13 protein-coding genes and 1 rRNA gene are annotated in these 24,980 nt (G+C 48.0%); 9 read left to right on the plus strand and 5 right to left on the minus strand.

From position 1 onward, the window contains the following. Positions 1–954, minus strand: a 16S ribosomal RNA gene (locus IM638_09875); the annotation flags it as partial. A 719-nt stretch (positions 955–1,673) separates the two neighbouring features. Next, positions 1,674–2,384 (minus strand): SDR family oxidoreductase, encoded by a 711-nt coding sequence (locus tag IM638_09880; GenBank protein MCA6363336.1) that lies wholly within the window; start codon positions 2,382–2,384, stop codon positions 1,674–1,676. Positions 2,385–2,504: 120 nt separating this feature from the next. Between IM638_09880 and IM638_09885 the strand changes: the two genes are divergently transcribed. Together IM638_09885 and IM638_09890 are read left to right on the plus strand one after the other, a co-directional pair. Next, positions 2,505–3,080, plus strand: a complete 576-nt coding sequence (locus IM638_09885) for a hypothetical protein (protein MCA6363337.1) — start codon at positions 2,505–2,507, stop codon at positions 3,078–3,080. A 60-nt stretch (positions 3,081–3,140) separates the two neighbouring features. After that, positions 3,141–6,269 (plus strand): N-acetylmuramoyl-L-alanine amidase, encoded by a 3,129-nt coding sequence (locus IM638_09890; GenBank protein MCA6363338.1) that lies wholly within the window; start codon positions 3,141–3,143, stop codon positions 6,267–6,269. A gap of 147 nt (positions 6,270–6,416) precedes the next feature. On the opposite strand, the gene IM638_09895 is transcribed toward IM638_09890, so the two are convergent. Beyond that, positions 6,417–11,246, minus strand: coding sequence for a PKD domain-containing protein (locus IM638_09895; protein MCA6363339.1), 4,830 nt, complete (start codon positions 11,244–11,246; stop codon positions 6,417–6,419). Between the two features lie 170 nt (positions 11,247–11,416). Between IM638_09895 and IM638_09900 the strand changes: the two genes are divergently transcribed. From IM638_09900 to IM638_09910, 3 genes are all read left to right on the plus strand, one after another. Next, positions 11,417–12,619: a T9SS type A sorting domain-containing protein gene (locus IM638_09900; GenBank protein MCA6363340.1), complete on the plus strand. Its 1,203-nt coding sequence runs from the start codon at positions 11,417–11,419 to the stop codon at positions 12,617–12,619. Between the two features lie 129 nt (positions 12,620–12,748). Continuing rightward, positions 12,749–14,350, plus strand: coding sequence for a gliding motility protein GldM (gene gldM / locus IM638_09905; GenBank protein MCA6363341.1), 1,602 nt, complete (start codon positions 12,749–12,751; stop codon positions 14,348–14,350). A gap of 283 nt (positions 14,351–14,633) precedes the next feature. Beyond that, positions 14,634–16,892, plus strand: a complete 2,259-nt coding sequence (locus tag IM638_09910) for a choice-of-anchor L domain-containing protein (GenBank protein MCA6363342.1) — start codon at positions 14,634–14,636, stop codon at positions 16,890–16,892. Positions 16,893–16,961: 69 nt separating this feature from the next. Here IM638_09910 and IM638_09915 read toward each other — a convergent pair whose 3' ends face one another. Continuing rightward, positions 16,962–17,588, minus strand: coding sequence for a NifU family protein (locus IM638_09915; GenBank protein MCA6363343.1), 627 nt, complete (start codon positions 17,586–17,588; stop codon positions 16,962–16,964). 233 nt (positions 17,589–17,821) lie between these two features. Here IM638_09915 and nadB point away from each other — a divergent pair, with 233 nt between their 5' ends. From nadB to IM638_09930, 3 genes are all read left to right on the plus strand, one after another. Beyond that, positions 17,822–19,411 carry an L-aspartate oxidase gene (gene nadB, locus IM638_09920; GenBank protein MCA6363344.1) on the plus strand — a complete coding sequence of 530 codons (1,590 nt, stop codon included), beginning with the start codon at positions 17,822–17,824 and terminating at the stop codon, positions 19,409–19,411. Between the two features lie 100 nt (positions 19,412–19,511). Next, complete coding sequence (locus IM638_09925; GenBank protein ID MCA6363345.1) at positions 19,512–20,645, plus strand: T9SS type A sorting domain-containing protein; 1,134 nt, start codon at positions 19,512–19,514, stop codon at positions 20,643–20,645. Between the two features lie 39 nt (positions 20,646–20,684). Then, a complete protein-coding gene (locus IM638_09930; GenBank protein ID MCA6363346.1) occupies positions 20,685–22,460 on the plus strand; it encodes a chloride channel protein in 1,776 nt (591 codons plus the stop codon). A gap of 6 nt (positions 22,461–22,466) precedes the next feature. Here IM638_09930 and IM638_09935 read toward each other — a convergent pair whose 3' ends face one another. Continuing rightward, positions 22,467–24,416, minus strand: a complete 1,950-nt coding sequence (locus IM638_09935) for a tetratricopeptide repeat protein (GenBank protein ID MCA6363347.1) — start codon at positions 24,414–24,416, stop codon at positions 22,467–22,469. A 132-nt stretch (positions 24,417–24,548) separates the two neighbouring features. On the opposite strand from IM638_09935, the gene IM638_09940 reads away from it, so the two are divergent. Beyond that, a complete protein-coding gene (locus IM638_09940; GenBank protein ID MCA6363348.1) occupies positions 24,549–24,950 on the plus strand; it encodes a hypothetical protein in 402 nt (133 codons plus the stop codon). Positions 24,951–24,980: the final 30 nt, after the last annotated feature.

Consider the following 24,980-nt stretch of genomic DNA (forward strand, 5'->3'; position numbering starts at 1 on the left):
CGAATTAAACCACATGCTCCACCGCTTGTGCGGGCCCCCGTCAATTCCTTTGAGTTTCAACCTTGCGGTCGTACTCCCCAGGTGGATTACTTAACGCTTTCGCTTAGTCGCTAACAGTATATCGCTAACAACGAGTAATCAACGTTTACGGCGTGGACTACCAGGGTATCTAATCCTGTTTGATCCCCACGCTTTCGTGCCTCAGCGTCAATAGTGGCTTTGTGAGCTGCCTTCGCAATCGGTGTTCTATGACATATCTAAGCATTTCACCGCTACATGTCATATTCCGCCCACATCAAACACATTCAAGATCAACAGTATCAATGGCAGTTCCGCAGTTAAGCTGCGGGCTTTCACCACTGACTTATCAATCCGCCTACGCACCCTTTAAACCCAATGAATCCGGATAACGCTCGGGTCCTTCGTCTTACCGCGGCTGCTGGCACGAAGTTAGCCGACCCTTATTCTTATGGTACATTCAGCCTCCTACACGTAGGAGGGTTTATTCCCATACAAAAGCAGTTTACAACCCATAGGGCCTTCTACCTGCACGCGGCATGGCTGGATCAGTCTTGCGACCATTGTCCAATATTCCTTACTGCTGCCTCCCGTAGGAGTCTGGTCCGTGTCTCAGTACCAGTGTGGGGGTTAGTCCTCTCAGATCCCCTAGACATCGTCGCCTTGGTGAGCCGTTACCTCACCAACTAGCTAATGTCGCGCATGCTCATCTATAACCGTCGGAACTTTAATCGTTGAGAGATGCCCCTCTGCGATTTTATGGGGGATTAATTCGAATTTCTCCGAGCTATACCCCAGTTATAGGTAGATTGCATACGTGTTACGCACCCGTGCGCCGGTCGCCGGCATGTATTGCTACACCCGCTGCCCCTCGACTTGCATGTATTAGGCCTGCCGCTAGCGTTCATCCTGAGCCAGGATCAAACTCTCCATTGTAAGTTTGATTTGGCGTCCCCACGGGGGGGGACAATTTTTACCAGGTTATCACTACTCCTTCACGACTCGGTGAAGTGAGTGATAATACATTACTTCCTAATTTAATTTTGGCCTTTCCCAATCTTTCAAAGAACTTTCTGATATTAATATCCGGCGAACCGGCGAATCAGTCAAGCTGTATTAAGAACGTGTTCCGTTTTCTTTTTGTTTGTCGAAACGGGCTGCAAAAGTACAACCAATTTCGTTATCTCCAAACTTTTTTCGATTTTTTTTCGAAGAAGTTTTTCAACCTTTCTGTCGAAACGGGCTGCAAAAGTACAACCAATTTTGACACCTCCAAACTTTTCTGAAAAAATTTTTCTTTCGAAGAACGTTGGTTTCTTTTATTGAAACGGGCTGCAAAAGTACAACCGATTTCGAAACCACCAAACTTTTTTTGATTTATTTTTCAGCGTTTTCGTGTTTGAAAGAACGTTTTGTCGAAAACGGGCTGCAAAGATACAGAGTTTAATTTTTAATCTGCAAATCTTTTTTCAAAGATTTTTTTCTGTGGCCTTTGCAAACCTTGATGAACCGCGTCTTAAAGAACGTTCCGTTGTTGAACGGGGCTGCAAAAGTAGCGGGAGTTCTGATACCTGCAAGCACTACAGGTTCTTTTTTTCATAGTGATTACCCAGTATGCTGATTTACAGCCTATTTAATTTTAACACCCTATTGCGTTAAGGTGTACTTAATGCTACCGGCAGAATCTTTCCATTGAAATACTTATGTCCGTTTAAGGCGAACCAGCCCACATACTCAGCCATTTCCGCAGCAGACAGCGGAGCCTGATAGCCCGGGAATGCATTTTCAAGCATTTCGGTTTGTGCCGCACCAAGTGCGAGGCAGTTTACACTGATATTATACGATTTGAATTCCTCGGCGAGTAATTCGGAAAGGTTTGCAAGTGCTGCTTTAGATGAGCTGTAGGCTGAAAGTCCGGGGAATTTGGCGCTGCCCTGCACACCGCCCATACTACTGATGTTTACTATATGTGCTTTTCCGGGGGCGGCGTCAAGTAAGGGCAGCATCAGTTGCATAAGTCTGAAAGGCCCAAACACATTGACCTGATAGATGTGGGTCAGTTCTTCATGGGTAATTTCAGTGAAGGGTTTATTAAGTAATGCGCCTGCATTATTAATTAGTACATCAAGATGTGGCACTATTGTACCAATCCGCTCACTGAATGAATTGGCCGAATAATGATCAGTAAGATCAAGCGGCAAGGTATGTATGGCCGCGCCGGGGGTATTTCCGTCAATTTCCGCAGTGAGGCGGCGTAATCCGGTAATGTTTCGTGAGGCTGCAATAACGTTGTGCCCTTGTGCGGCAAGCTGAGCTGCAAGCTGTGCACCAATACCTTTGCTGGCTCCTGTAATAAGTATATTCATTTGATGAACCGGAATTGACCGGCACAGCGAAGTTAAAGTTCCGCGGGCAAAACGTATAAATTAATCGGTCTTTTAACTGGCGCTTCTGCAATTTGGCTTGGCCTTTGTACCTTTAGCGTTATGAAACGTATATATTTTATTCTTGTGCTGCTTTTAGCAGTTGTATGTACCGGATTGAATGCACAAACCTTGGGCGACGAAACGGAAGAGTACCGTTCGCCGCTTATGGATAAGCTGGTGGTTGGTGGAAACGTGGGTTTGCAGTTCGGGAATTTAACTTACATCGATGCTTCACCCATGGTAGGATATAAACTATTTGAACGTGTACACGCAGGTGTTGGCGGTACTTACCGTTATTACCGCCAGCGTGTTCCGCAAAGTTCATCAATTTTGCGTGCCAATATTATTGGCGGAAGTATTTGGGCCAGGGGCTATATTTTCGGGAATTTATTTGTGCATGGTGAGTACGAGGGTTTACGTTTTGAAGCAATTGGCGGCACCCGTCGCCGGGCAATTTTACTGAATTATGCACTGGTGGGAGGCGGTTATACCCAGCAATTCGGTCCGAGGCTGTCGGCTATGGCTACTTTTCTTTTTCCGGTTTACAGTCGCAGCACAATCCCCAACTACACAATTTACGTCAATACGGTAATACGTGTAGGTGTGATGTTTGAATTTGGCGGCATAAACCGGTAATAAACGGGCATTGCCTTTTTGTTATATTGCTGAACCAAAACCAATATTCAGCAATTTCCCATGCGTAAGCTTTTTCTGTTTCTGGCATTATTTATGCCAGCAATTTCATTGCGTGCTATTGAAGATCAATTGCCGGTAAATGCCTATGCGGCATACTTTGACGAAGCTTATTCACGCTATCCGCTATTGAAGCGAGGTTCGCTTGAAGCGGTGGCATTTGTAAATACGCGGTTTCAGCATCTGGATGCATCTGTACCGGAAAGCTGCACGGGTATGCCGCGTGCCTGGAGTGTAATGGGGTTGATTGAAGACGGTAAGGGATGGTTTACCCCCACTCTTCAAATCATTGCAAAAACGGCACACTGCACACCAGAGCAAATAAAAACAGATCCGCGTACGGCTATTCTCGCTTATGCAGCAGCACTTGACAGCCTGATGAGCAAGAATGCAAATGGCAATGCAATCAGCCCCGAATATTACCTGCTGAACATGCAGTTTTTAAATGAGTTTCCGCAACGCTTAAACACTTTGGAAATGCACATGGGCGCAGATGCGGCTGAGGATATTAACCGCATATTCGTACATGATGTCTGGCTTTATGGGCTGTACGCATTTCTGAGTAATCAGGAGTACGCGCTTTATTACGGATTTCCTGTGTGGCAGCTGGATACACCTTCTATTTTCGGAAGTAATATAAAGTTGCTTTCCTCCTCACACATCCGGATAAGCCGAAATAAGATACCATCCGGAGATGCAGGAGAATATCAAATCAATGCCAGTAATATTACTCCTTCAGTACCATCTGTTCAGTCGCCCGATTACGGCCCGGCACTTTGGAATCCGGCTGCCACGTGCAATTTCAGTTCGCGGAATAGTGTGGCCATTTCGGCAGTAACCATTCATACCGTGCAGGGAAGCTACGCCGGGTGTATTTCGTGGTTTCAGAACTGTGCCGCGGGCGTGAGTGCGCACTATGTGGTGCGCTCAAGCGACGGGCAGGTTACACAAATGGTGCTTGAATCGCAGAAAGCGTGGCATGTGGGCAGCGAGAATCCTTACACGGTGGGTATTGAGCACGAAGGCTATGTAACCAATCCGGCCTGGTACACCACGGCTATGTATCAATCATCGGCCGATCTGACGCGCAACATCTGTACCGACAACAACATCAACCCGATGCGTACCGGTTTCTGGCCGTGGCTTGCCACTACGTATTACAACCAGTCGTCGATTCCCGGCAACTGCACTCGCGTAAAAGGACACCAGCATTATCCCAACCAAACCCACAACGACCCGGGCGTGAACTGGGACTGGAACCGTTTCTATCAGCTCATCAACAACACGCTACCTGCAGCTACCGTGTACACTGCAGTAACCGGCAATTTTTACGACAGTGGCGGACAAAGCAGCAACTATGCCGACGACGAGCGCCTGATCTGGCGTATTGCACCAACCAATGCCACTTCAGTTACACTCAACTTTAGTGCATTTGCCATAGAAAACACATGGGATTACCTCTACATCTACGATGGAAATTCCACCTCTTCCCCACTCCTTGGCAGCTATACAGGCAACGCCAATCCCGGAACCATTACTTCAAGTGGCGGAAGCATTACCATTGAATTCCGTTCAGACTGTGCCACCAATGGCAGCGGCTGGGCGGCTTCATGGACAAGTACATCAAACACGCCGAGCACCGATAACACGGCACCCACCACAAGTTTGGCTGTAAGCGGAAACTGGCAAACGGCAAACTTCAGCGCCTCGTTTGCTGAAACAGATAATGCCGGCGGCAGCGGACTTGAAAAAAGCTTTTACCAGATTATTGATTTCGACGGAAATGACTGGCGCGCCAATGCTTCGCGCGGTTTCTTCAGCGACAATTTTGACCAAACAACCATTCATCCCGAATGGACAGCTGTAACGGGTACATGGGCAATTACAAATGCCTCGCTTGAACAAAGCGATGAGAACATAAGCAACACCAATATTTACGCATCACTCACCCAAAACCTTTCCAACAAATACCTCTACCACTGGGCCGGAAAAATAGACGGCACGGGGAATAACCGTCGCGGTGGTTTTCATTTTTTCTGCGACAGTGCATCGCTTACCAATCGTGGCAATTCATACTTTGTCTGGTTCAGGGTTGATCAGGGTGTGTGCGAATTTTATGAGGTGGTGAATGATGTGATTACGCTGCGAAATTCGGTGAGCATGACTACTGTGGCCGGACAGTGGTATGACTGGAAAGTGATTTACGACCGCATTACCGGAAAAATTGAGGTATATCAGAACAATGTATATATCGGAAGCTGGACAGACCCGACGCCGCTTGCAAACGGCAATGCGGTTTCGTTCAGAAGCGGAAACAGCAACTGGCAGATTGATAATTTTAAAGTGTATCGCTCGCGCTTCAGTAATCAGCCGGTTACGGTAAATGTGGGCAACTGCGCCTTGTGTGAGCTGCGTTATCAGAATACCAACCCACTTACACCAGCCGGGCGTATCAAATCAATTGTGCGTGATTCGGCCAATAATCTTTCGGCGATTGCCTATCAGGATGTGAATGTGGACTGGACGCAGCCGTTGATGATTGATACGGTAAATGATGGTCCGGCAGGCGATATTGATTTATCGCTTTCGTCCACCACACTCAGCGGCAACTGGTCGGCTTCGTCTGATCCGCATTCGGGGCTGGCCACCTATTGGTATGCAATAGGCACTGCTGCCGGTGATTCGGATGTGGTGAGCTGGTCGCCAAACTGGGGATTTGATACGGTTTCGCTGAGTAATCTCACGCTGGTTACCAATCAATGGTATTATCTCAGCGTGCGTGCCGAAAATGGTGCGGGGCTTCGCAGTACAACAGCAGTGAGCGATGGTGTGCTGATTGATCTTACCACAGGCTTTTCAGTAGCGCAGGGTGGTTTGGCTGCAGGTGTGTATCCGAATCCATGCAATGCTTCGGGTGTGCTACAGCTGCAAGCAGATGTGGCAGCAACCGCGGTGATTCGTGTGACGGATGCTTCGGGACGATTGGTTGCGCTGGAACAGAAAGTACTGCATGCCGGTGCCAATCAATTGTCTTTACATACGTTAATTGGCCACGAAGCGCGGGGAGTGTATATGCTTACTGTGCAGGTAAGCGAAAAACTGCTTGTGCTGCCAGTTGTGCTTACCGAATGATGTGCCAAGCTATTATGCTGGTGGCAATGCACTATCAGCAGGTTTAATTTTTGCGTTGGAGTGTGCGTGATCTGCTGCTGCAATTTTGTGCGGCGCATGATATTCTCCGATCACCACAAAAGCAAACGAATTGCATTTTATAGCCTGTTAGTGTGAATGCAGCAGCATGACTTTGGCTGTTTTCATCACTTCGTGCTTTACGGTTATCTGCACAATGTAGATTCCTTCGGCTTGTGTGTGCATGGGAACAGCGGCAATGCCTGAAGCGGGATGCATGTGCTCGGCTACAATGCGTCCGCTACGGTCGTACACACGAATGGTGGCTTGTTCGTTAAGCGGTGTATTGAAGTTTACAAGAATTGCACCGGGCGCATTGATAAGCTGAATGGCAGCGGCTGTTGTTTCGTTTATACCGGTGGGATCATACACATGCAGCTGCATGGAAACCGAATCGGTGCAGATGCCGGCCTGTGCGGTGAGTGTTACGGTGTAATTGCCGGTTTGGTTGTAGTAGTACACCGGATTTGCCTGAGTGGATTGCCCGCCATCGCCGAAATTCCAGAGATACGAGGTGGCTCCGTTGGTGAAGTTGGAAGTAACCAGCGGGTAGGTAAATTCAAGTGTATCGGTATTGAGCGTAAATGCGGGCTGCACGTTGTTGAGTGCGGGTACATTAATGGTTTGTGCAGTTACACATCCGTTGGCATCGGTAATTTGCAGTATGTATGTGCCGGTGGGAATACCGCTCAGCGAATCAAGTTGAGAGCCATCGGGCCAGAGGAGCTGATAAGGGCCGGTGCCGCCTGCAATTTGTGTAATGCGTATGGTGGCGTCGGTAGTATTGCTGCAGGTTGCGGGAGTGATGCTGGTGAGTGGCATTACAGGCAGCGGACCGTTTACGTGTATGGTATCTTCGCGGTAGCCGCAGAGCCCGCTGTTTCCGGTTACCTGCACGGTGTAAACACCGGCCGTAATGCTGTGCAGCGTATCGTATCCGGTTATTCCGGTGTGCGTAGCAATCACATTGTTTTGAGCATCGAGCCAGGTATAATTCCACGGGCCGTTTCCGGTGCCGCGCGCAATGGCTTTACCGTTTGCCGTTGTGCCACAGGTAGCGGCTACTGATGATTTTGCAAGCGATACGCCTGTGTGCAAAACAAAGCGCGGGTGCTCGGTTGTATCCGAAATGGTAAAGGTATAGCTGGATGTATTCTGCAAATTGGTGAGTGTACCGGTGAGCAAATCTTCGAGAATGATGCAGGCGCTGTTGGGCATAGTCCAGAGCGAATCGCGGGAAATGGTGTATTGTCCGCTCACACCCACTTTGAGGCGTACAGGTATTGACACGTCATTGCCCAGCGGTGCCATTGAATTAACGGAAGCATCCATTGAGTCGTTGATGAGCGACGAGAATGTGGGCATGAGTGTATCACTGCTGGGCAGTTTCCAGGCATCATAGTCGGCATCAAAACCATCCGTTGCACCTGCGTAAAATCGAATAATCAGTTCATCATTCCGCACATTGCCGTCGGTTACTGAAAGCCGCATCAGTCCGGTAGGTGCTGTAGCGGTATTCATGCGCATAAACGCCACATCTGTGGCCGACTTGACACTCTCCGTCATGCTGAGTGAGGGCGAAGATGCAATGGCATGCACCCAAAATGCCTGCGACGAAGGAATGTTTGCTGTTCCTCCGTTGGTACCAATTCCGCTTACATATGTGGCATACTGGTTAATCACGGGATTCCACACATACACTGCAGCTTCAATTCCGGTGCGTGTCCAGCCCGCATTGTCCCAGTTAATTGATGAAGGATAAGGATTGGGCACCATATTCCATCCATCTTCCAGATATCCTGCAGAAGGGGTGTAAGAAAGGGGAATGTTGCGGGTAAATTTATTCGGCGGGCCATCTACATCAACCGTCACTGCAAGTGGTCCGACATAGACATAATAGCCGCGATTCGTTAAAATGGGGTCGTTTGAATTGGCCGGGGGTGCATAACCGAATTCTTTCGGGCCAGGTTGCGTTTCATCGTAGGGGGCAATGGAGTAGAATCCGTTCAGATTGGGATAATCTGAACCGGGAAAACCGGCCGTGATGAGATCATCATCCCAACTTTCGAAGGTTTGTCCGCTCACAGCTGTTGACATTTGCCGCCAGTTTGTGGGGCCTTGATAAATGTGGCGTTGCATGATGATATTTCCGGTAATATCGCCGCCGGTGATGGTTGCAATACGTGCAGTGCCCTGTGTATTTGAAACAAGGGTAAATGCTTGTCCGGTAGTGGTGAAAATGCCACTGGTGAGGGTGAGGGTACCGAGCAGATTTTGTGCGGAAGTAATGCTTACACCGGCAGTATTTTGTATGGTCATGTTTCGGAAATTAGTAATTGCCGGCCCGGAAAGTGTTTGAGCAACTGTGCCATTGCACACAACGGTACCCGATGTTTGTCCGTTGTAAGTACCTGCACTGGCCCAGTTGCCACGCAGGTTAATCGTAAATCCTGGCGTACCGGCGTCCACATTGGCATTGGTAAAAACATTCAGGTTGTTGCAGCCGATGTTGGAAAGCAGTGTTTTTACACCTGCACCGGAGAACACCACGTTATTGAAATTTTCATCGGCCAGGGTGCGTGAAATAGTTTGCGGCGAAGCTCCGTTAAAAGTGGTGGTATTGGTGCCAGGCTGATAGACCCCGCCGGTGTTCACCCAGTTTCCGCCCAGTGTTACATTCTGGTTGTTTGCATTGAATGTTCCTGCCGCAAGTGTTACGTCGGCAATTACGGTAAGCGGGTCGTTGATGATGCGTGCGGTAGCATTGGCGCTATTCACCAGTAAATTGCCCACGGGTGCCACCGTACGGATATTCATGATCTGAGCGGCAGGTGTAGTTGCATCACCAATCTGAAGTACGCCGCCGGTTACATTTGAAATCACCACACCACTTCCGTTAAATCCCAGATCCTGTCCGCCGGTACCGCCTTCTCGTTTAATTACAATCGTGCCTCCGCTTTGTGTAAACTGCGAGCCGGGAACATCCATCATAATCGGCCAGCTTGTTGTTGACGTAGAACTCACCACAGGCACGTTTATTTGACCGCCCGAAATAGTAAGCCTCACCAGCGAAGTAGAATTCACACGATCAAGCCTGCCTGCAATATTTAATGTACCGCCCGAAACGTTAACCAATCCGCCATAGGAAACAATATTCTGATTAGCATTATTTCCAATATTCACAGTTCCGCCCGTAATCCGAAGTTCGCCATACAGGTTAATGTTTCCGCCTGTGGTTGATACCGTGGCAAAATTGCTGTTTATCCAGAGGCGGGCATTACGGGGAATATTTGCGGTAGCATTAAACGGGATTACATTTACAGGGCCGGTTACCGAAAGTTTGAATGTGCCCTGCACAAGCGAGAGGAAACCAATGGCGGCGGTGAATGTGCTGGTTGCAAAATCAACCTGCCGGATGGTATTATCTACTTTATTAATGGTAATTCGGTTGTAGCGGTTTACCGTTCCTACTCCATTCACCAACTGATTGGCGTAGGGATTGTCAAAGGTCACATCACAAAGCGATGTCCCTGTGGGCGCAAAATCAATGGTTCCGGCATTGGCTATGTTTCCGTTTACAAACAGCTGATGTGTAATAAGCGACGCGGTGTTTACTGTAAACGATGCATTTTGCCGCACCAGAATGTTTCCGCCCACATCAAGTGTGCGTGAGGTATTGTTGTTTCCGAAACGGAGTGAGGCTGTTCCTCCCTGCCCGACCTGCAGGTTGTTGCAGGCCGAATTGGCATTGATGGTCACGGTATGTCCGTTTGCTACGATCACGTTATCCGACGCACCGGGCACTGTACCTGCATTCCAGGTGCTGCCGGTGTTCCAGTTTCCGCTTTGCACCGAAATAAATGTAGTTCCGGCGGCAGTAGCCTGCGTGCCCGTAAGCGGTGTGCCGATTGCGCCTTCGGTTACGGCATATACACGCCAGTAATAGGTGGTTGCGGCGTAAAGGCCGGTAATGATTGAGCTGGTGGCATTGGCCGCAGTTTGCAATTCAAAATCGTAGTTAACACCATCAACCGAACTGTAAATTACATAGCCCACTTCGTTGGTAGCCCAGTTAGGCCACGAAAGTGTCATCTGATTTGAGGTTACTCCGCTAAAAGTGAGTGTACCGGTTGTAGCAGTAGGAACCGGCGGCACAAAATTGAGGCGCGAATTAGTGGCCGGCATGGCCGTAAGGTTGTTTTGCGGCGTATTGCTGAAAGTAGCGGTATTCGCCGTTTGCTGTGTGCGCAACTGGGCAGCAGTGGGTATAAAATTGAGTACAGCCGCATTCATGCCTATGGTATAGGAGAAATTGGCTGTTCCCTGTGTCATGTTGCCATACACGTACTGAATCTGCCCGGTAGTTTCGTAAAGTTTTAGCTGATAATTGAGATTGGGGGTTGTGTTGAGATAAATGGCCATATTGAACCACTCAACCGTGAGCACACGATTGGGGGCGCTGCCCGTAACCAGATAGCGGATACTCAGGCCAAGCGGATCGGAGCCGCCCTGCGTGGTCTGATCGTCATAAAAAACGGCCAGCGCATTATTTGTTCCGCCCGATACCGAAAACTGTCCGTTGAAATAGCCGTAAGGCCCGGTAGTGGGCCCTCCATCAGCCGCAGAGGCTGAGAAATCGACATACCCGTTTGTGGACACACTCAGTTCGGTGTAACGCACGCCGTTGTACCAGAAATCAAACCCAATCGGAATCGGATTACTTCTGTTGTCATCTTGCTGAAAACCACCCGAATACCGCCAGCTATTACAGGGAAAAGCAATAGCATTGATAGGCGAGAAAGTAATCCCGGTATTGCGTGTAACCGTGTAATTGGCAAGGCTTTGCGCCACTGACGAACAAGTCACAAATAACGCCGACAGCAGAAGCAATAAATTACGTCTGAGTGGAAGTGTAATCATGGGTATTGAGCGATAATGACATTAAACGATTCTATTCAGTTATGGTTACTCCTCTTCGATAAATAAATGCACGACACGATGAACTAAGAATAAATCCGGTTAAACAGCGTGGCAATTAGTTTATTATCAGGAATTGAACGAGAATTTTAACGATTATCTTTGAAGCTGCTATGAAACGACTCCCGACCCTGATTTTACTATTTGGCCTGCTGTATTTTAAACCGATACTGGCGCAATGGGTGCAACAAAATCCGGGGACTTCTTCCACGCTGTTTTCGGTACATTTTGCAAACGGGCAAAGTGGCTGGGCCGTGGGGGCAGGCGGCACCATTATTCATACGGCCGATGGTGGTCAGAACTGGCAGCCTCAAACATCGGGGGTGAGTACGGCGCTCAATGCGGTTTGGTTTGCCGATACGCAGCAGGGCTGGGCAGCGGGCGATGGCGGAGTGATTCTGGCTACCACCGATGGCGGCCAGAACTGGGTGCCTCAGGTAAGCAATTCGGTAAGCAAGCTGCGTACGATCTGGTTTTTCAACAGTGATACCGGCTATGTGGCCGGCCAGGGTGGACTATGCCTGCGCACGGTGAATGGCGGGCTGGTGTGGACACAGGTCGGCACGGCAGTTAATCAGGATATTTTCTCGATTGGATTTGCCGATGCCAGCAATGGTTACCTGAGCGGGCGAAACGGCAATTTTCAGAAAACCATTACAGGCGGCACAAGCTGGATTAACGGACCGCCCCCGCCCCCGCTCGATACGCTTAAAGCTGTGCGCGCTCCCGCCCCGACCGATGTGTATGTGACCACCCACAACGGCAAAGTGCTGAAAACCGACGGCAGCGGCAACTGGATAAGCCAGCAGCCTGGCAGCACCAAAAGCCTCAACGGCGCCTGGTTTACCACCACCACCACCGGCTGGGTAGCCGGTGATTCGGGCCGCGTATTTACCACCTCCAACGGCGGCGGACTATGGCTGCAACAGTCAACCGGCCTTGCCGAAAGGCTCTGGGCCATACACTTCCCCAACGACAGTGCCGGCTGGTGTGTGGGGGCCAACGGCACCGTGATAAAACTCACGCTGCTTACCACGGCGCTGCCTGCTACAGCGGCCCCGCAAACAATGCGCATTTTCCCCAACCCGGCCAGTGCAGCCACGCCACGCTACATCAGCCTGCCCCAAAACGAAAATGTGGTTCAGCTGGAGTTGTTTGATGCCCAGGCAAACCGGCTCAGTGTTTCACAATTCGCGGCTACGGCTTTCGGAAACGGCTGGAAATTAGAAACCGGCACATTGCCGCCGGGTGTATATATTCTTCGAATCACTACCACATCCGGTGTAATTTGCAGCCGAGTGGTTGTGACCGAGTAAAGTCAGCGCACTTTAGAATAAGTCTGTGTGGCTGTCAGGATTTTTTTCGGGCAGGCGTGTACCTTTTTCCTGAATGCGGTATTAGGAGTTCAAAAACGAATAGTTGCGAACGCTTAATACTGAAGAAACATGGCATCAGGCAAACAAACTCCCCGTCAAAAAATGATTGGCATGATGTATCTCGTGCTTACGGCGCTGCTGGCGCTGAATGTATCAAAAGAAATTCTGGATGCATTTGTAACGGTGAATGCCGGACTGGAAAATACCGGCGCCGGAATAGACCGCGATATTTCTGCGTTGTATGCTGAATTTGACGCACGTAAAAGTGTAGATCCGCTGCGCGTGGGCGGGAACTGGAAAAAAGCGCAGGAAGCACGGCGACTTTCGAAAGCACTCAACAGCCATATCGACCAGCTGAAACGGCGATTGATACGCGAAACAGAAGGTTTTGCCAACCACGAAGAAGACACCATCAGACTGCAGTTTGTGGAGGCGAAAGACAACTATGATATTCCAACCAATATTCTGGTAGGCACCGCCGAGGATGGCTCAAACGGTGAAGCGCATGTATTAAAACAAAAGCTGAACGAATACCAGTCAAAACTGCTTGGATTGCTTGAACCTGAAACGCGCAAATCGGTAAACCTCAATATCGACACCCGCGATCCGGTGAATGAGCCGGAACTCAAAACGTGGGAAATGAAAACGTTTTATCATTCGCCGCTGGCGGCTTCGGTGGCCTTGCTTTCGAAAATTCAGGATGATGTAAAAAGTGCCGAAAGCGATGTGGTGGATGCCCTGCTGCGCGAAACCGAAGCCGATATAATTCCGTTCGATACGGTGGCAGCGCGTATTGTAGCGCAAAGTAACTATGTACTGCTTGGCGAAAATTATCAGGCCGATATTTTCCTCGCCGCATTTAATAAAACACTCAAACCTCAAATTTATCTCGGTGACTATGATCCCGCCACGGGGAAAATGCGCGGTAGTTTCGACAGTGTAAATGTAGAACGGGGTATTGGTAAATACCTGGTTCCGGCCAGCAGTGAAGGAATTAAGCAGTATAACGGCGTAATCAATATGCGCACACCAAAAGGGCAATTGATGCAATTCCCGTTTCAGTCGGAATACATTGTGGCGCGGCCTGCATTGACGGTGAGTGCGGATAAAATGAATGTAATGTATGCGGGACTGGAAAATCCGATTTCCGTTTCCGTGCCGGGTATTCCGAATGAAAAACTTCGGGTGAGTATTGATAATGGCGTGCTTACCCCTAAAGGAAACGGACAATACATTGTTACGAAACCTAAAACCGGATTTGCCAATGTGCAGGTTATTGCAGAAATAGATGGCAAAACCAGAAATATGGGCAGTATGAAATTCAGGGTAAAGCCTTTGCCTAAACCTGTAGCAAGATTGAGTTGTCTTTCTGCTCCCGGTGGCACCATTACAAAAGCGCAACTGTTAGCCTGCCCCGGTGTGATTCCGTTTTATGATCCGAATTTTGAATTTGATGCCAAAGCCCGTGTGGTATCTTTCACTGTGGAGATTCCAGGTGCGAGCGGAGCTTCTTCAAGTTTCAATTCAGGCAATGCTTCTTTCCCGGATGCGGCTAAACAAAACTTCAGCAAATTAAAACGTGGCGACCGGGTTACGCTTACCAATATCAAAGCCCTTGGAGCCGACGGAAACGTGGTTACGCTCGAAGATATCACCTACAAAATACTGTAGTCTGTGTTTGATTGCAGTTAGTTACTGCAATTGTGTTTGCCGCAAAGCCTTCTGACAAATTCAGGAGGCTTTGTTTTTACAAATAGAAACAGCACTTAATTTTCCCAATTTACTGACCGAATGATTATTAGTATGTGATTCAGGCGGGTTGAATTTATGCCAAACAAACACATATTGTTTTCAAGATGAAGCATTTACCTTGCTTGTATGCCAGCTATTTTTATCTTTGTAAAAGCGCAACACATTATTCACTTCCGGTAACACGGTAATTCAAGACAAACACATGAAACAGGTCAGATACAATCTGTCCTTATTATTCCTGCTTTTAGCGGGCATAATAAAAGCACAGTTAACGGTAAATTCAACAGTCACCACCAATCAGCTTTTAAGTGCCCTGGTGGGATCAGGCTTAACAGTAAGCAATATTACGTTGAATTGCCCCAGCGGGGCGTATGCCAGTTTTTCCAATGGAAATACCACAAACCTGGGCCTGAACAACGGAATTTTTCTGGGCACCGGACTGGCTGACAGCATTCCCTTCCCGAACACCACATCATTTGATGTCGGGACGTGTCTAAATCCCAACGGCAATCCGTTTAACGACCCCGACCTGATAGCCATTGATCCTACTGCACAAAATGATGTGTGTATTCTCGAATTCGACATTCTTCCTCAATGCGATTCGCTTACAATTCGTTTCGTATTCGGATCCGATGAATATCCGGTGTTTGTGAATTCGATCAACGATATTTTCGGCTTTTTCATCAGCGGTCCTAATCCGGCCGGCGGTCAATACACGGGATTAAACATTGCCACCATTCCGCCCAATATTCCTGTGGGTATCAATACCATTAACAATGGCAATACCAACACCGGCCCGTGTGTTAACTGTGCGTATTATGTAGATAATTCAACCGGCACAACCATTGAATTTAATGGCTTAACTACAGTCATCACGTCTTCGGTATGGCTTGTGCCCTGCCAGTCGTATCATTTCAAAGTGGCTATTGCCGATGCGTCGGACTGTTTCTATGATTCGGGGGTGTTTATTGATTTTCTTCAATGTTCATCGGCCTTTACCTACACACTGGCCAACACGCCCGATGTGTGCAATACATGTAACGGTACGGCATCGGTTACTGTGCAGGGCGGCGTAGGTCCGTTCACCTACCAATGGCTGCCCAGCGGCGGCAACGGGCCTACGGCAACCGGCTTATGTGCGGGCACCTACTCTGTACTGATTACGGATGTAGTATCGTGCGGTATCCCGGATACGGCAATAGTTACGGTGCAGGCGCAGAACAGCGTATCCACCACGTCCACCCAAACCGATGCGTTGTGCAACGGCGACTGCAACGGCACAATTGCCATTACGGCACTGGGCACACCGCCGTTTACTTATGCGTGGACACCCAATGTAAGCACCACCAACTCGGCCAACGGGCTTTGTGCAGGTGCTTATACTGTAGCCGTAACCGATTCGAGCGGATGCAGCAGTACACTGAATTTTACCATTACACAACCCGCAGCACTTAGTGTGGCGCTGGCGGGTACTACCACCATTTGCAATGGCGATACATCTGTAATAACTGCCACACCCGGAGGCGGCACCGGCCCATACACGGTTACGTGGGACAACAGCCTGCCGCCCGGTCTTACACAAAGTGTATGGCCCACTGTAACTACAACCTACAACGCCACGGTAACCGATTTTAACGGCTGCAGCGTTACACAGGCCTTCACGGTAAACGTAAGTCCTACACCGCTGGTAAGTTTTACTGCATCGCCCGGCGATTGTGCTCCGGCTACCGTTTCATTTACCAACACCAGTACCGGCGCCACCAGCTATTTATGGAACTTCGGCGACCCGGCTTCGGGGTCGCAAAACACCTCCGTTACACAAAATGGCTCACACTTATACCAAACGGCGGGGTCCTACACCGTCACACTGGTGGCTGTATCCGGCGCAGGCTGTGTGGATTCATTCAGTTTCGGACCGGTAATCATTTTCCCTCAGCCGGTAGCCGGCATTATTTCCAACACCGCTACCGTAAATGAACTTTCACCGCAAGTGACGTTTACCGATCTCTCTTCAGGCGGCACCAATTGCGTGTTCTACTTCGGCGACGGCGACTTTACCACAGTGTGCAACTTTGGTAACATTACACACACCTATCCCGCCCCGGGCACTTACACGGCCATGCAGATTGTAACGGATTCCAGCGGTTGTTCAGACACGGCTTATATTACCATTGTGGTGGAACAGGAAACATCTATTTATGTTCCAAATGCATTTACGCCTAACGGAAACGGCAACAACAATGTATTTCAGGCTTACGGCATCAATGTGCAGCAATACGAACTGCTTGTATTCGACCGCTGGGGAATGTTGCTTTACAGCACAAAAGATATTGCGCAAGGCTGGGATGGCTCGTATATGGGTAATTTATGCCAGCAGGATGTATATGTATGGCGGATAAACTATACGGATTCACGCGGGAAAAAGCACCGGCTTATTGGCAGCTGCACACTGCTTCGGTAAATGTATTCCGGCAAAAACAAAACGGCCTTCACGAAAATGAAGGCCGTTTTATTTTGAATGAAACAGCGATTACATGGCTTCTGCCACAACTTCTTTCACGCCGGGCACCATGCGGCGAAGCAACGCCTCGATGCCGGATTTGAGTGTAACGGTAGATGAAGGACAGCCGCTGCAAGCGCCTTTGAGCTGTACGGTAACGGTGCCGTTTTCAAACGAGCGGAAGGTGATGAGTCCGCCATCTGATTCTACTGCCGGACGTACATACTGTTCGAGCACTTCCACAATTTTGTGTTCGGTTTCCGATTGCGGGGCGGCATGTTCGGTGAATACCGTGGTGGTTTCTTTGAACGAGGAGTCGGTATGCACTTTTTGTTCGGGGAGATTATTGATAACTGCGCCGCCTTTGTTGAGATAATCGCGGATGAACTCGCGGAGTTCGAGAATGACATCATCCCACAATACGATATCAGACTTTGTAACGGTGATGAAATTGGCAGTTACAAACACGCCTTTTACAAACGGAAACTGAAACAGGCGGGCAGGTAAAGGTGCGTCAGCTGTGTCGGCGGCTGATTTGTATTCGGCGGTGGCGCCTTCGGCCTGAAGGAGAAATTTATTGGCCACGAATTTCATGGTAGCCGGGTTGGGTGTGCTTTCGGCGTATATGATGAACGGAAGTTGTGTCGGTGTTTCCATAATACAAAGGTACGAGATGCCCGACGGAAACTTCAGAGGCAGTTAGGATTTTTTCTTACTAATGATTTTACGTCTTTTTTGACCGCTCTTCGTTGCTTTTTTCGCTAAGACCTTCCAGGTATTCACTCAAAAAGCGCCTCAATCGGTCAAAAAATCCTGCAAAATCAAAGTGCAACAAAAAGTCCTAACTGCCTCTCAAACAACTAACTTTGTTTTACGTTAAAATTAACAGCGTGGCCAAACAAACCGATTTTCTTATCATCGGCTCAGGTATTGCCGGTTTGACATTTGCCCTGAAAGTGGCAGCACACGGCAAGGTACTGATGATTACCAAAGCCAATGCCGACGAGTCGAATACGAAGTATGCGCAGGGCGGAATTGCAGCCGTGATGTACGGGCACGACTCGTACGACAAGCATATTGCTGACACGCTCGACTGCGGCGACGGGCTATGCGACCGGGAAGTGGTGGAAATGGTTGTGCGCGAATCAACCGAGCGTGTGCAGGAGCTTGCCGCCTGGGGGGCGCAGTTCGATAAAAAGCCCGATGGTGGTTATGATCTCGCCAAAGAAGGCGGGCATTCGGAGCACCGCATTCTGCATCACAAAGACATTACCGGCTACGAAATTGAGCGGGCCCTGCTGCAACAGGTGCACACACATCCCAACATTACCATACTCGATCATCATTTTGCGATCGACATAATTACCCAGCACCATCTGGGTGTGGAAGTAAACAGCCGCACGCCTGATATAACCTGCTACGGCGCCTATATTTTCGATACTGAATCAGGTTTAACGGAAACCGTGCTTGCACGTGTTACGCTGATGGCTACCGGCGGTGTGGGCCACGTATATGCCACCACCACCAATCCAACCATTGCCACCGGCGACGGCATTGCCATGGTGTATCGTGCAAAAGGGAAAGTAGAGCACATGGAATTTATTCAGTTCCACCCTACTTCGCTTTACAACCCCGGCGAGCATCCTTCGTTTCTCATTACCGAAGCCATGCGCGGCCATGGCGGCATTTTGCGCACGCGCGACGGGAAAGAGTTTATGCACAAGTACGACGAGCGTAAATCACTCGCCCCGCGCGATATTGTGGCCCGTGCAATTGACAATGAACTCAAGCAGCGCGGCGACGACTGTGTGTATCTCGACTGCACACACCTGAATGCCGACGACCTGATTGCGCACTTCCCGAACATTTACAAGAAGTGCCTCAGCATTGGTATCGACATTACCAAACAGCCCATTCCGGTGGTGCCTGCGGCGCATTACCTGTGCGGTGGCATTAAAGTGGACAAAGCAGGGCGCAGCAGTTTGCAAAATCTGTATGCGGTGGGCGAATGCTCGTGTACAGGTTTGCACGGCGCAAACCGGCTGGCGTCCAACTCGCTGCTTGAAGCGGTGGTGTATGCGCACACAGCCAGCCACGATGCAATTACGCGCTTTAAAAAAATAGAATTTGCGCAGGGCATTCCCGACTGGGATGCCGAAGGTACGGCCACACCGGAAGAAATGGTGCTGATTACACAAAGCCGCAAGGAAGTGCAAACGATTATGAGCAGCTATGTAGGCATTGTTCGCTCTGATTTACGTTTGCAACGCGCGCTCGACAGGCTTGAAATAATCTGGCGCGAGAACGAAGCGCTGTACAAACGCACCACCATTTCGCAGTCCGTATGCGAGTTGCGCAACCTGATCAACTGCGCGTACATTATTCTCAAACACGCCCGCCTGCGCAAAGAAAGTCGCGGACTGCATTACACCATTGATTATCCGCCGGTGCGGCCATTGCTGCGTGAAGGTGTACTTTAATCTTCCCCAAAATTCTGTTTTGATTCAAATTCACTGCATTAACCGATGCAACGCATGGGGGTGAATGCGTATATTTATTTTCACACATACCCCTCCTGTTATGAAACGATTTTTACGCTCGCTTTTACTTACTGTTATTCTTATAAACAGCACTTACAGTACTGCGCAACAGCCTCAATTAACAGATAGCGAAATTACGGCAATAGCTCTGCAGCGCGGAATTGCGGAGATAGATATTCCGGGATTTATTACACATTACCGGAAGTATCACCTGCCACATAATTCTCAAATTCAACGCAATCCCTCAGCTACGCCTACGGCTCCGCTTACTACATTCAACCTTGGTTTTGAGACTGGCGATTTTAGTGGTTGGACTGGTTATATTGGTAATAACGACATACAAAGCGACTCGATATGGAGTAATGTGCAATACGGTATTTTCAGTACAACAAACAATGCAACAATTAATTCCTGCAATGCCCGACATACGATCTTTGATACAATAACTACCGACTATTGTGGCAACTTTCAGATTTTGCCACCTGCGATGGGTACTGCAATAGCACGGTTAAACAATAATTGTGCAGGCTATATGGGCAGTGGGATACAAAAATCATGGACCGTTACACCCGGTTCATCTGTATTGTACATTAGCTATGCGCTATTACTGAATGATGGCGGGCATACAGTGCTTGAAGCTCCATACTTTTCATATCAAATTAGCGACTCAATTACGGGCTCTGTCTTGTTTGATAGTTTGATAATGGCCAATCAGAATACAACTCCTCCATTTATTCAATGTCCGACTGATCCCTATACCTCTTACCTCAACTGGCGTACTGACACCATAGATTTAACTTCTTGGCTCAACCAGACTATCATCATTAAACTTGAGGTGGCCGGTTGTATTTACGGCGCGCATTTTGGAATTGCATATGTTAACCTCGATTTACCCAACCCGTCCGCAATCAATACCACATCTCAAAATACATTGCACCTGCAACCCAATCCGGCAATTAATTTCGCAGAATTAACATACCCCCAAGTTATTGATGATGATGCGTACCTCATCCTCACCGACATGAGCGGACGCATTATTAATACCGATATAATGCGAACTTCTGCGGGATGGAGAATAAATACTTCATCGTTAGCTGCGGGTATATATACGATCACTGTAATTGCCGCTAATGAAAAATTAAGCACGCAGCGATTACTTATTCAGCCGCACTAAATCGGTTGAACCAATGTACACATCGCTTATTTTTGCACAATGCCTTTCAAACCACTGCTCGATAAAATTTATGAATGGCGTACACGTCACATCAGCAACCGCAATTTTTTAATTGTGGCCAGTTTACTTGTGGGGCTTGTGGCGGCTATAGCGGCTGTAGTGCTCAAAAGCACGGTGCATGGCATACAGCATTTGCTTGAATTGCTTCGTGCAGCATCGGGCAACAATTATCTGTATTTTATTTTTCCGCTCATCGGCATTTTACTTACCGTATTTTATGTACAGCGTTTTCGGGGCGGAAAGCTGGGGCGTGGCATCGCCAATATTCTTTATACAATTGTAAAGAAATCGAGCAATGTGGAGCGCGACAAAATTTATTCGCATGTAATTACCAGCGCACTTACTGTGGGTTTTGGCGGTTCGGCGGGGCTGGAAGCGCCCATTGTTGTGACAGGTTCGGCCATTGGCAGCAATACCGGCCGCGATTTGCGCATGAATTACAAGGAGCGTACTGTGCTGCTTGCTGCGGGTGCAGCGGCTGGTATTGCAGCTGTTTTCAATACACCTATTGCCGGAGTAATTTTTGCGGTGGAAGTAATTCTGATGGAAGTAGCCATTCCTTCGTTCATTCCGCTCCTCATTGCCGCAGCCACAGCAGCGGTAATCTCAAACCTGCTGCACAGCGAACAGTTGTTTTTCCTCATTACAAAAGGGTGGGAGTTTAAAGCCATACCATTTTATATTCTGCTTGGCATCTGCATGGGCTTTGTGTCGGTGTACATGTCGCGGCTCACATTGCGTATCGAGGGTTTCTTCCGCAGTAAAAAGAAAGTGTGGCAAAAAGCCGTATTGGGCGGAATCGGACTTGGTGTATTAATTTTCATGTTACCTCCGTTGTATGGCGAAGGCTATCGCACCATTGAAAACCTGCTCAACGGTAACTATGAAATTCTTTACGGCGGAAGCTGGTACAGCAGTTTCATGCAAAGTCCGTGGATGCTTGTAGTGGCCGGGCTGCTGCTTGTGTTTATTAAAGTCATTGCCACTTCGCTTACCATCGGATCGGGAGGCAATGGCGGAATTTTTGCGCCTTCGTTGTTTACCGGTGCGGTGGCTGGTTTTGTATTTGCCTACTTCTTCAACCTCACCGGCATTATTGAGCTTACCGTACCCAACTTTATTGTAGCGGGCATGGCTGGTGCGTTGAGCGGTGTAGTGCATGCGCCCATGACAGCCATCTTTCTTATTGCAGAAGTAACTGGCGGATACGCCTTGTTTGTACCGCTCATGATTGTTTCGGCATTCTCCTATTTCATTTCGCGTTATTTCGAGCCTTACTCTATTTACACCAAACGCCTTGCTGCACGCGGCCTGCTGCTTACACAAAACAAAGACAAGAATGTGCTGGCCCGTCTCAAACTAAAGAAACTCATTGAAACCGATTTCACACCTGTGCACCCTAACGATACACTCGGGCAGCTTGTGGATACGTTTGCCAGTTCGAAACGCAATGTTTTTCCGGTACTCAATCCGCACGATGAACTTATCGGACTCGTGCATCTCGAAAACATCCGCGAAATCATGTTTCAGACCGAACGCTACGACAACACGCTTGTAAGCGATTTAATGACACGCCCGGAGCTGACAATTGACAGTAATGAAAGTATGGTGGATGTGATGAAAAAATTTGAACAGCACAATGCCTGGAATATACCGGTACTTGAAGATGGAAAGTATATCGGCTTCATTTCAAAATCCACACTGCTTACACAGTACAGAACAAAAATGGCGAAGCAGGATTCGGGTGTGGCGTAAAGGCAGCTACAGCTTAATACCGATCATCATCATATCATCCGTTTGCTCCATATCACCCTGCCACGCATTCATCAGTTCGGCAAACTTCGTGCTTTGTTCGTTCATGCTCAGATGTGAGGTGGAAAGCAGAAATTCTTTCAGGCGTTTTTTGGTAAACTTTTTATTAGAGCCGGCACCAAACTGATCCGTTACCCCATCGGTAAACAAATAAAGTTTATCGCCTTTTGCAAGTGACAATGTATGTGTGATGAATTCCTGATTTTCGGGTGTATATGCACCAATAGAGGCGCGCGTGGCCTCGGTTTCCTCAATTGTATCGTTACGCATTATCCAGAGCGGCCGGTTGGCGCCGGAATAATAAAGCACGTTGCGTGAAAAATCAATCGCACACACGGCAATATCCAGCCCGTCGTTGATACGCTCTTTTGTATTTTTATTTAAATCCTGACTAATCCGCGTATTCATATATTTAAGCAATTCACCGGGTGAATTAATCTCAGGATTTTTCACACTGTGATTAAGCAGTTGTGTGGCAAGCAAACTCATAAAACCACCCGGCACTCCATGTCCGGTACAATCAGCAAGCGCCACCACAATAAGCTGTATGGGCGTTTCCGAGGTGGTGCTCAGTTTAGCGTACCAATACAGGTCGCCACTTACTATGTCTTTCGGATTATTGTATATAAATGCTTCGGTAAATTCATCAATGAAATTTTCACTGTCGGGCAAAACCGCATTTTGAATACGTTTTGCATAATTGATACTGTCGATTATTTCCTTTTGCTTTTCCCGTATTACCTGATTTTGCTTAATTACGGTTTCGCTCACCTGCCGCTTTTTCACGTAACTCCGATATATAAATACCGCAAAACCGACCACCAGCACCAGCAATGAACAGACCAGAATAAGAATCTGATTTTTCTTTTTCTTTTCCGTTTCAGTTACTGCATCTTTTTTTGCCTGAGCAAGTTTTTCTTCATCCAGTTTTTTCTCCAGTTTATACTGATACTCCTCAGCATAGAGTTTAGCCGTATTCTCTTCATTGTATAAGCTATCGCGGAACCAGATGTATTTCTGATAATAGTCCAAAGCTTTATCAAACCTGCCTGTTTGCTGATAAATCCGGCTCATCAGGTTATTTGCTTCAAGCATGGTTTCTGCATCACCTATGCGGGAAGCAATGCTAATCGCTTTTTCGCCATAGCTTTCTGCAGTTGCATAATCCTTCATCAGCATGTAGGTGCGGCAAAGGTTTACGTATGCAATTTCCTCATCCTCCTCATTATTTGAAGCAAACGCATTCATTTCAAGTGCCCGTTTATGAAAAACGATTGCACTGTCGTAAAGGCCAAGATCAGTATATACGCCGCCAATGTTGTTGAGAGAAAGTACAAGCATAGCTGTATCCTGCTGTTCTACCTTTATTGCCAGCGACCGGTAATGGCTTTGCAGTGCCTCTTTATATTTTTTCTGGCTATGATAGATGTTTGCAATGTTATTGTACGAATTGGCAATATTGTCTTTGTCTTTCAGCCGCAGCCTGATGTTGAGCGCCTTCTGATGAAAGTCGATAGCCTGATCGTAGTATTTCTGACGGGTATAGGTATTACCGATATTATTGTAACAGTTGGCAATACGAGTAGAGTCTTTCTGCTTTTCGTAAATTTTCAATGCAATGAGATAACTTTTTACTGATTCGGGATAAAGCCCACGGAAGTAATAGCAGTTGGCCAGAATATTATGCGCAGAAGCAAGCTGACGGGGAAAATTGCCCTGCGATGCATAATGAATTACGGTCTGGGTATATTTAATTGCACTATCGTATTCATTGGCATACACAAATTGAATACTGGCTTCATTGAGTGCAAATAACCGTGTTGTATCAGCTCCCTTTTGCTGAATTTCGCGTAAAACGGAAGCCGCATCCGCTTGTTGGGCATGAAAAGATCCTGACACAAAAAGCAGGCAAAGAAGAAAAAAGCAGTTCGGCTGTATGAACATGTACTAAATATAATTAAAAACCAACAGGAATCAGACTATTGAAAACGGGAAATTTGCGGGAAGGTGAGTTTTTCGTATTTTTGTGTTATGAAGGCACGTTTTCTTCACTCAATTACACTTATGCTCACCGCAGTTATGCTGTTGAGTGCATCGGGTATTGTGGTGGGCAAAATGATTTGTCTGAAAACGGGAAGAGAAGTTGTAAAGATAAATTCGGCGGTGGATTCCTGCTGCCCTGAGCCAGAGCAGGAAGCTGAACTGGACAAACAATGTTGCCTTTATAAGAGTTACGGTATTGTTACTGACAATTTTATACAGGCTTCGCAGTTGTTTGTGAAAGCACCGGTTTGGGTGGCAGTTCCCTCACAGCAGCTTCCCTCTGTTTCATTACTGCTTACCTCGCAGCCACTTCCGGTGCAGGTATGCAGCAAACCGCCTCCGCGAAGTGCGCGTGTGTTGCTGCAACTCAATCAAACCTTCCTTATTTAGTGGTGAATTGTATTCCGGCCTGATGCAATA

Source organism: Bacteroidota bacterium, assembly GCA_020402865.1.
Lineage (GTDB): Bacteria > Bacteroidota > Bacteroidia > Palsa-965 > Palsa-965.

What these genes read in the sequence shown, in the direction of transcription:
- IM638_09880 (MCA6363336.1), bottom strand. Translation starts at nt 2,384, where the DNA reads ATGAATATACTTATTACAGGAGCCAGCAAAGGTATTGGTGCACAGCTT.
- IM638_09885 (MCA6363337.1), top strand. Translation starts at nt 2,505, where the DNA reads ATGAAACGTATATATTTTATTCTTGTGCTGCTTTTAGCAGTTGTATGT.
- IM638_09890 (MCA6363338.1), top strand. Translation starts at nt 3,141, where the DNA reads ATGCGTAAGCTTTTTCTGTTTCTGGCATTATTTATGCCAGCAATTTCA.
- IM638_09895 (MCA6363339.1), bottom strand. Translation starts at nt 11,246, where the DNA reads ATGATTACACTTCCACTCAGACGTAATTTATTGCTTCTGCTGTCGGCG.
- IM638_09900 (MCA6363340.1), top strand. Translation starts at nt 11,417, where the DNA reads ATGAAACGACTCCCGACCCTGATTTTACTATTTGGCCTGCTGTATTTT.
- gldM (MCA6363341.1), top strand. Translation starts at nt 12,749, where the DNA reads ATGGCATCAGGCAAACAAACTCCCCGTCAAAAAATGATTGGCATGATG.
- IM638_09910 (MCA6363342.1), top strand. Translation starts at nt 14,634, where the DNA reads ATGAAACAGGTCAGATACAATCTGTCCTTATTATTCCTGCTTTTAGCG.
- IM638_09915 (MCA6363343.1), bottom strand. Translation starts at nt 17,588, where the DNA reads ATGGAAACACCGACACAACTTCCGTTCATCATATACGCCGAAAGCACA.
- IM638_09925 (MCA6363345.1), top strand. Translation starts at nt 19,512, where the DNA reads ATGAAACGATTTTTACGCTCGCTTTTACTTACTGTTATTCTTATAAAC.
- IM638_09930 (MCA6363346.1), top strand. Translation starts at nt 20,685, where the DNA reads ATGCCTTTCAAACCACTGCTCGATAAAATTTATGAATGGCGTACACGT.
- IM638_09940 (MCA6363348.1), top strand. Translation starts at nt 24,549, where the DNA reads ATGAAGGCACGTTTTCTTCACTCAATTACACTTATGCTCACCGCAGTT.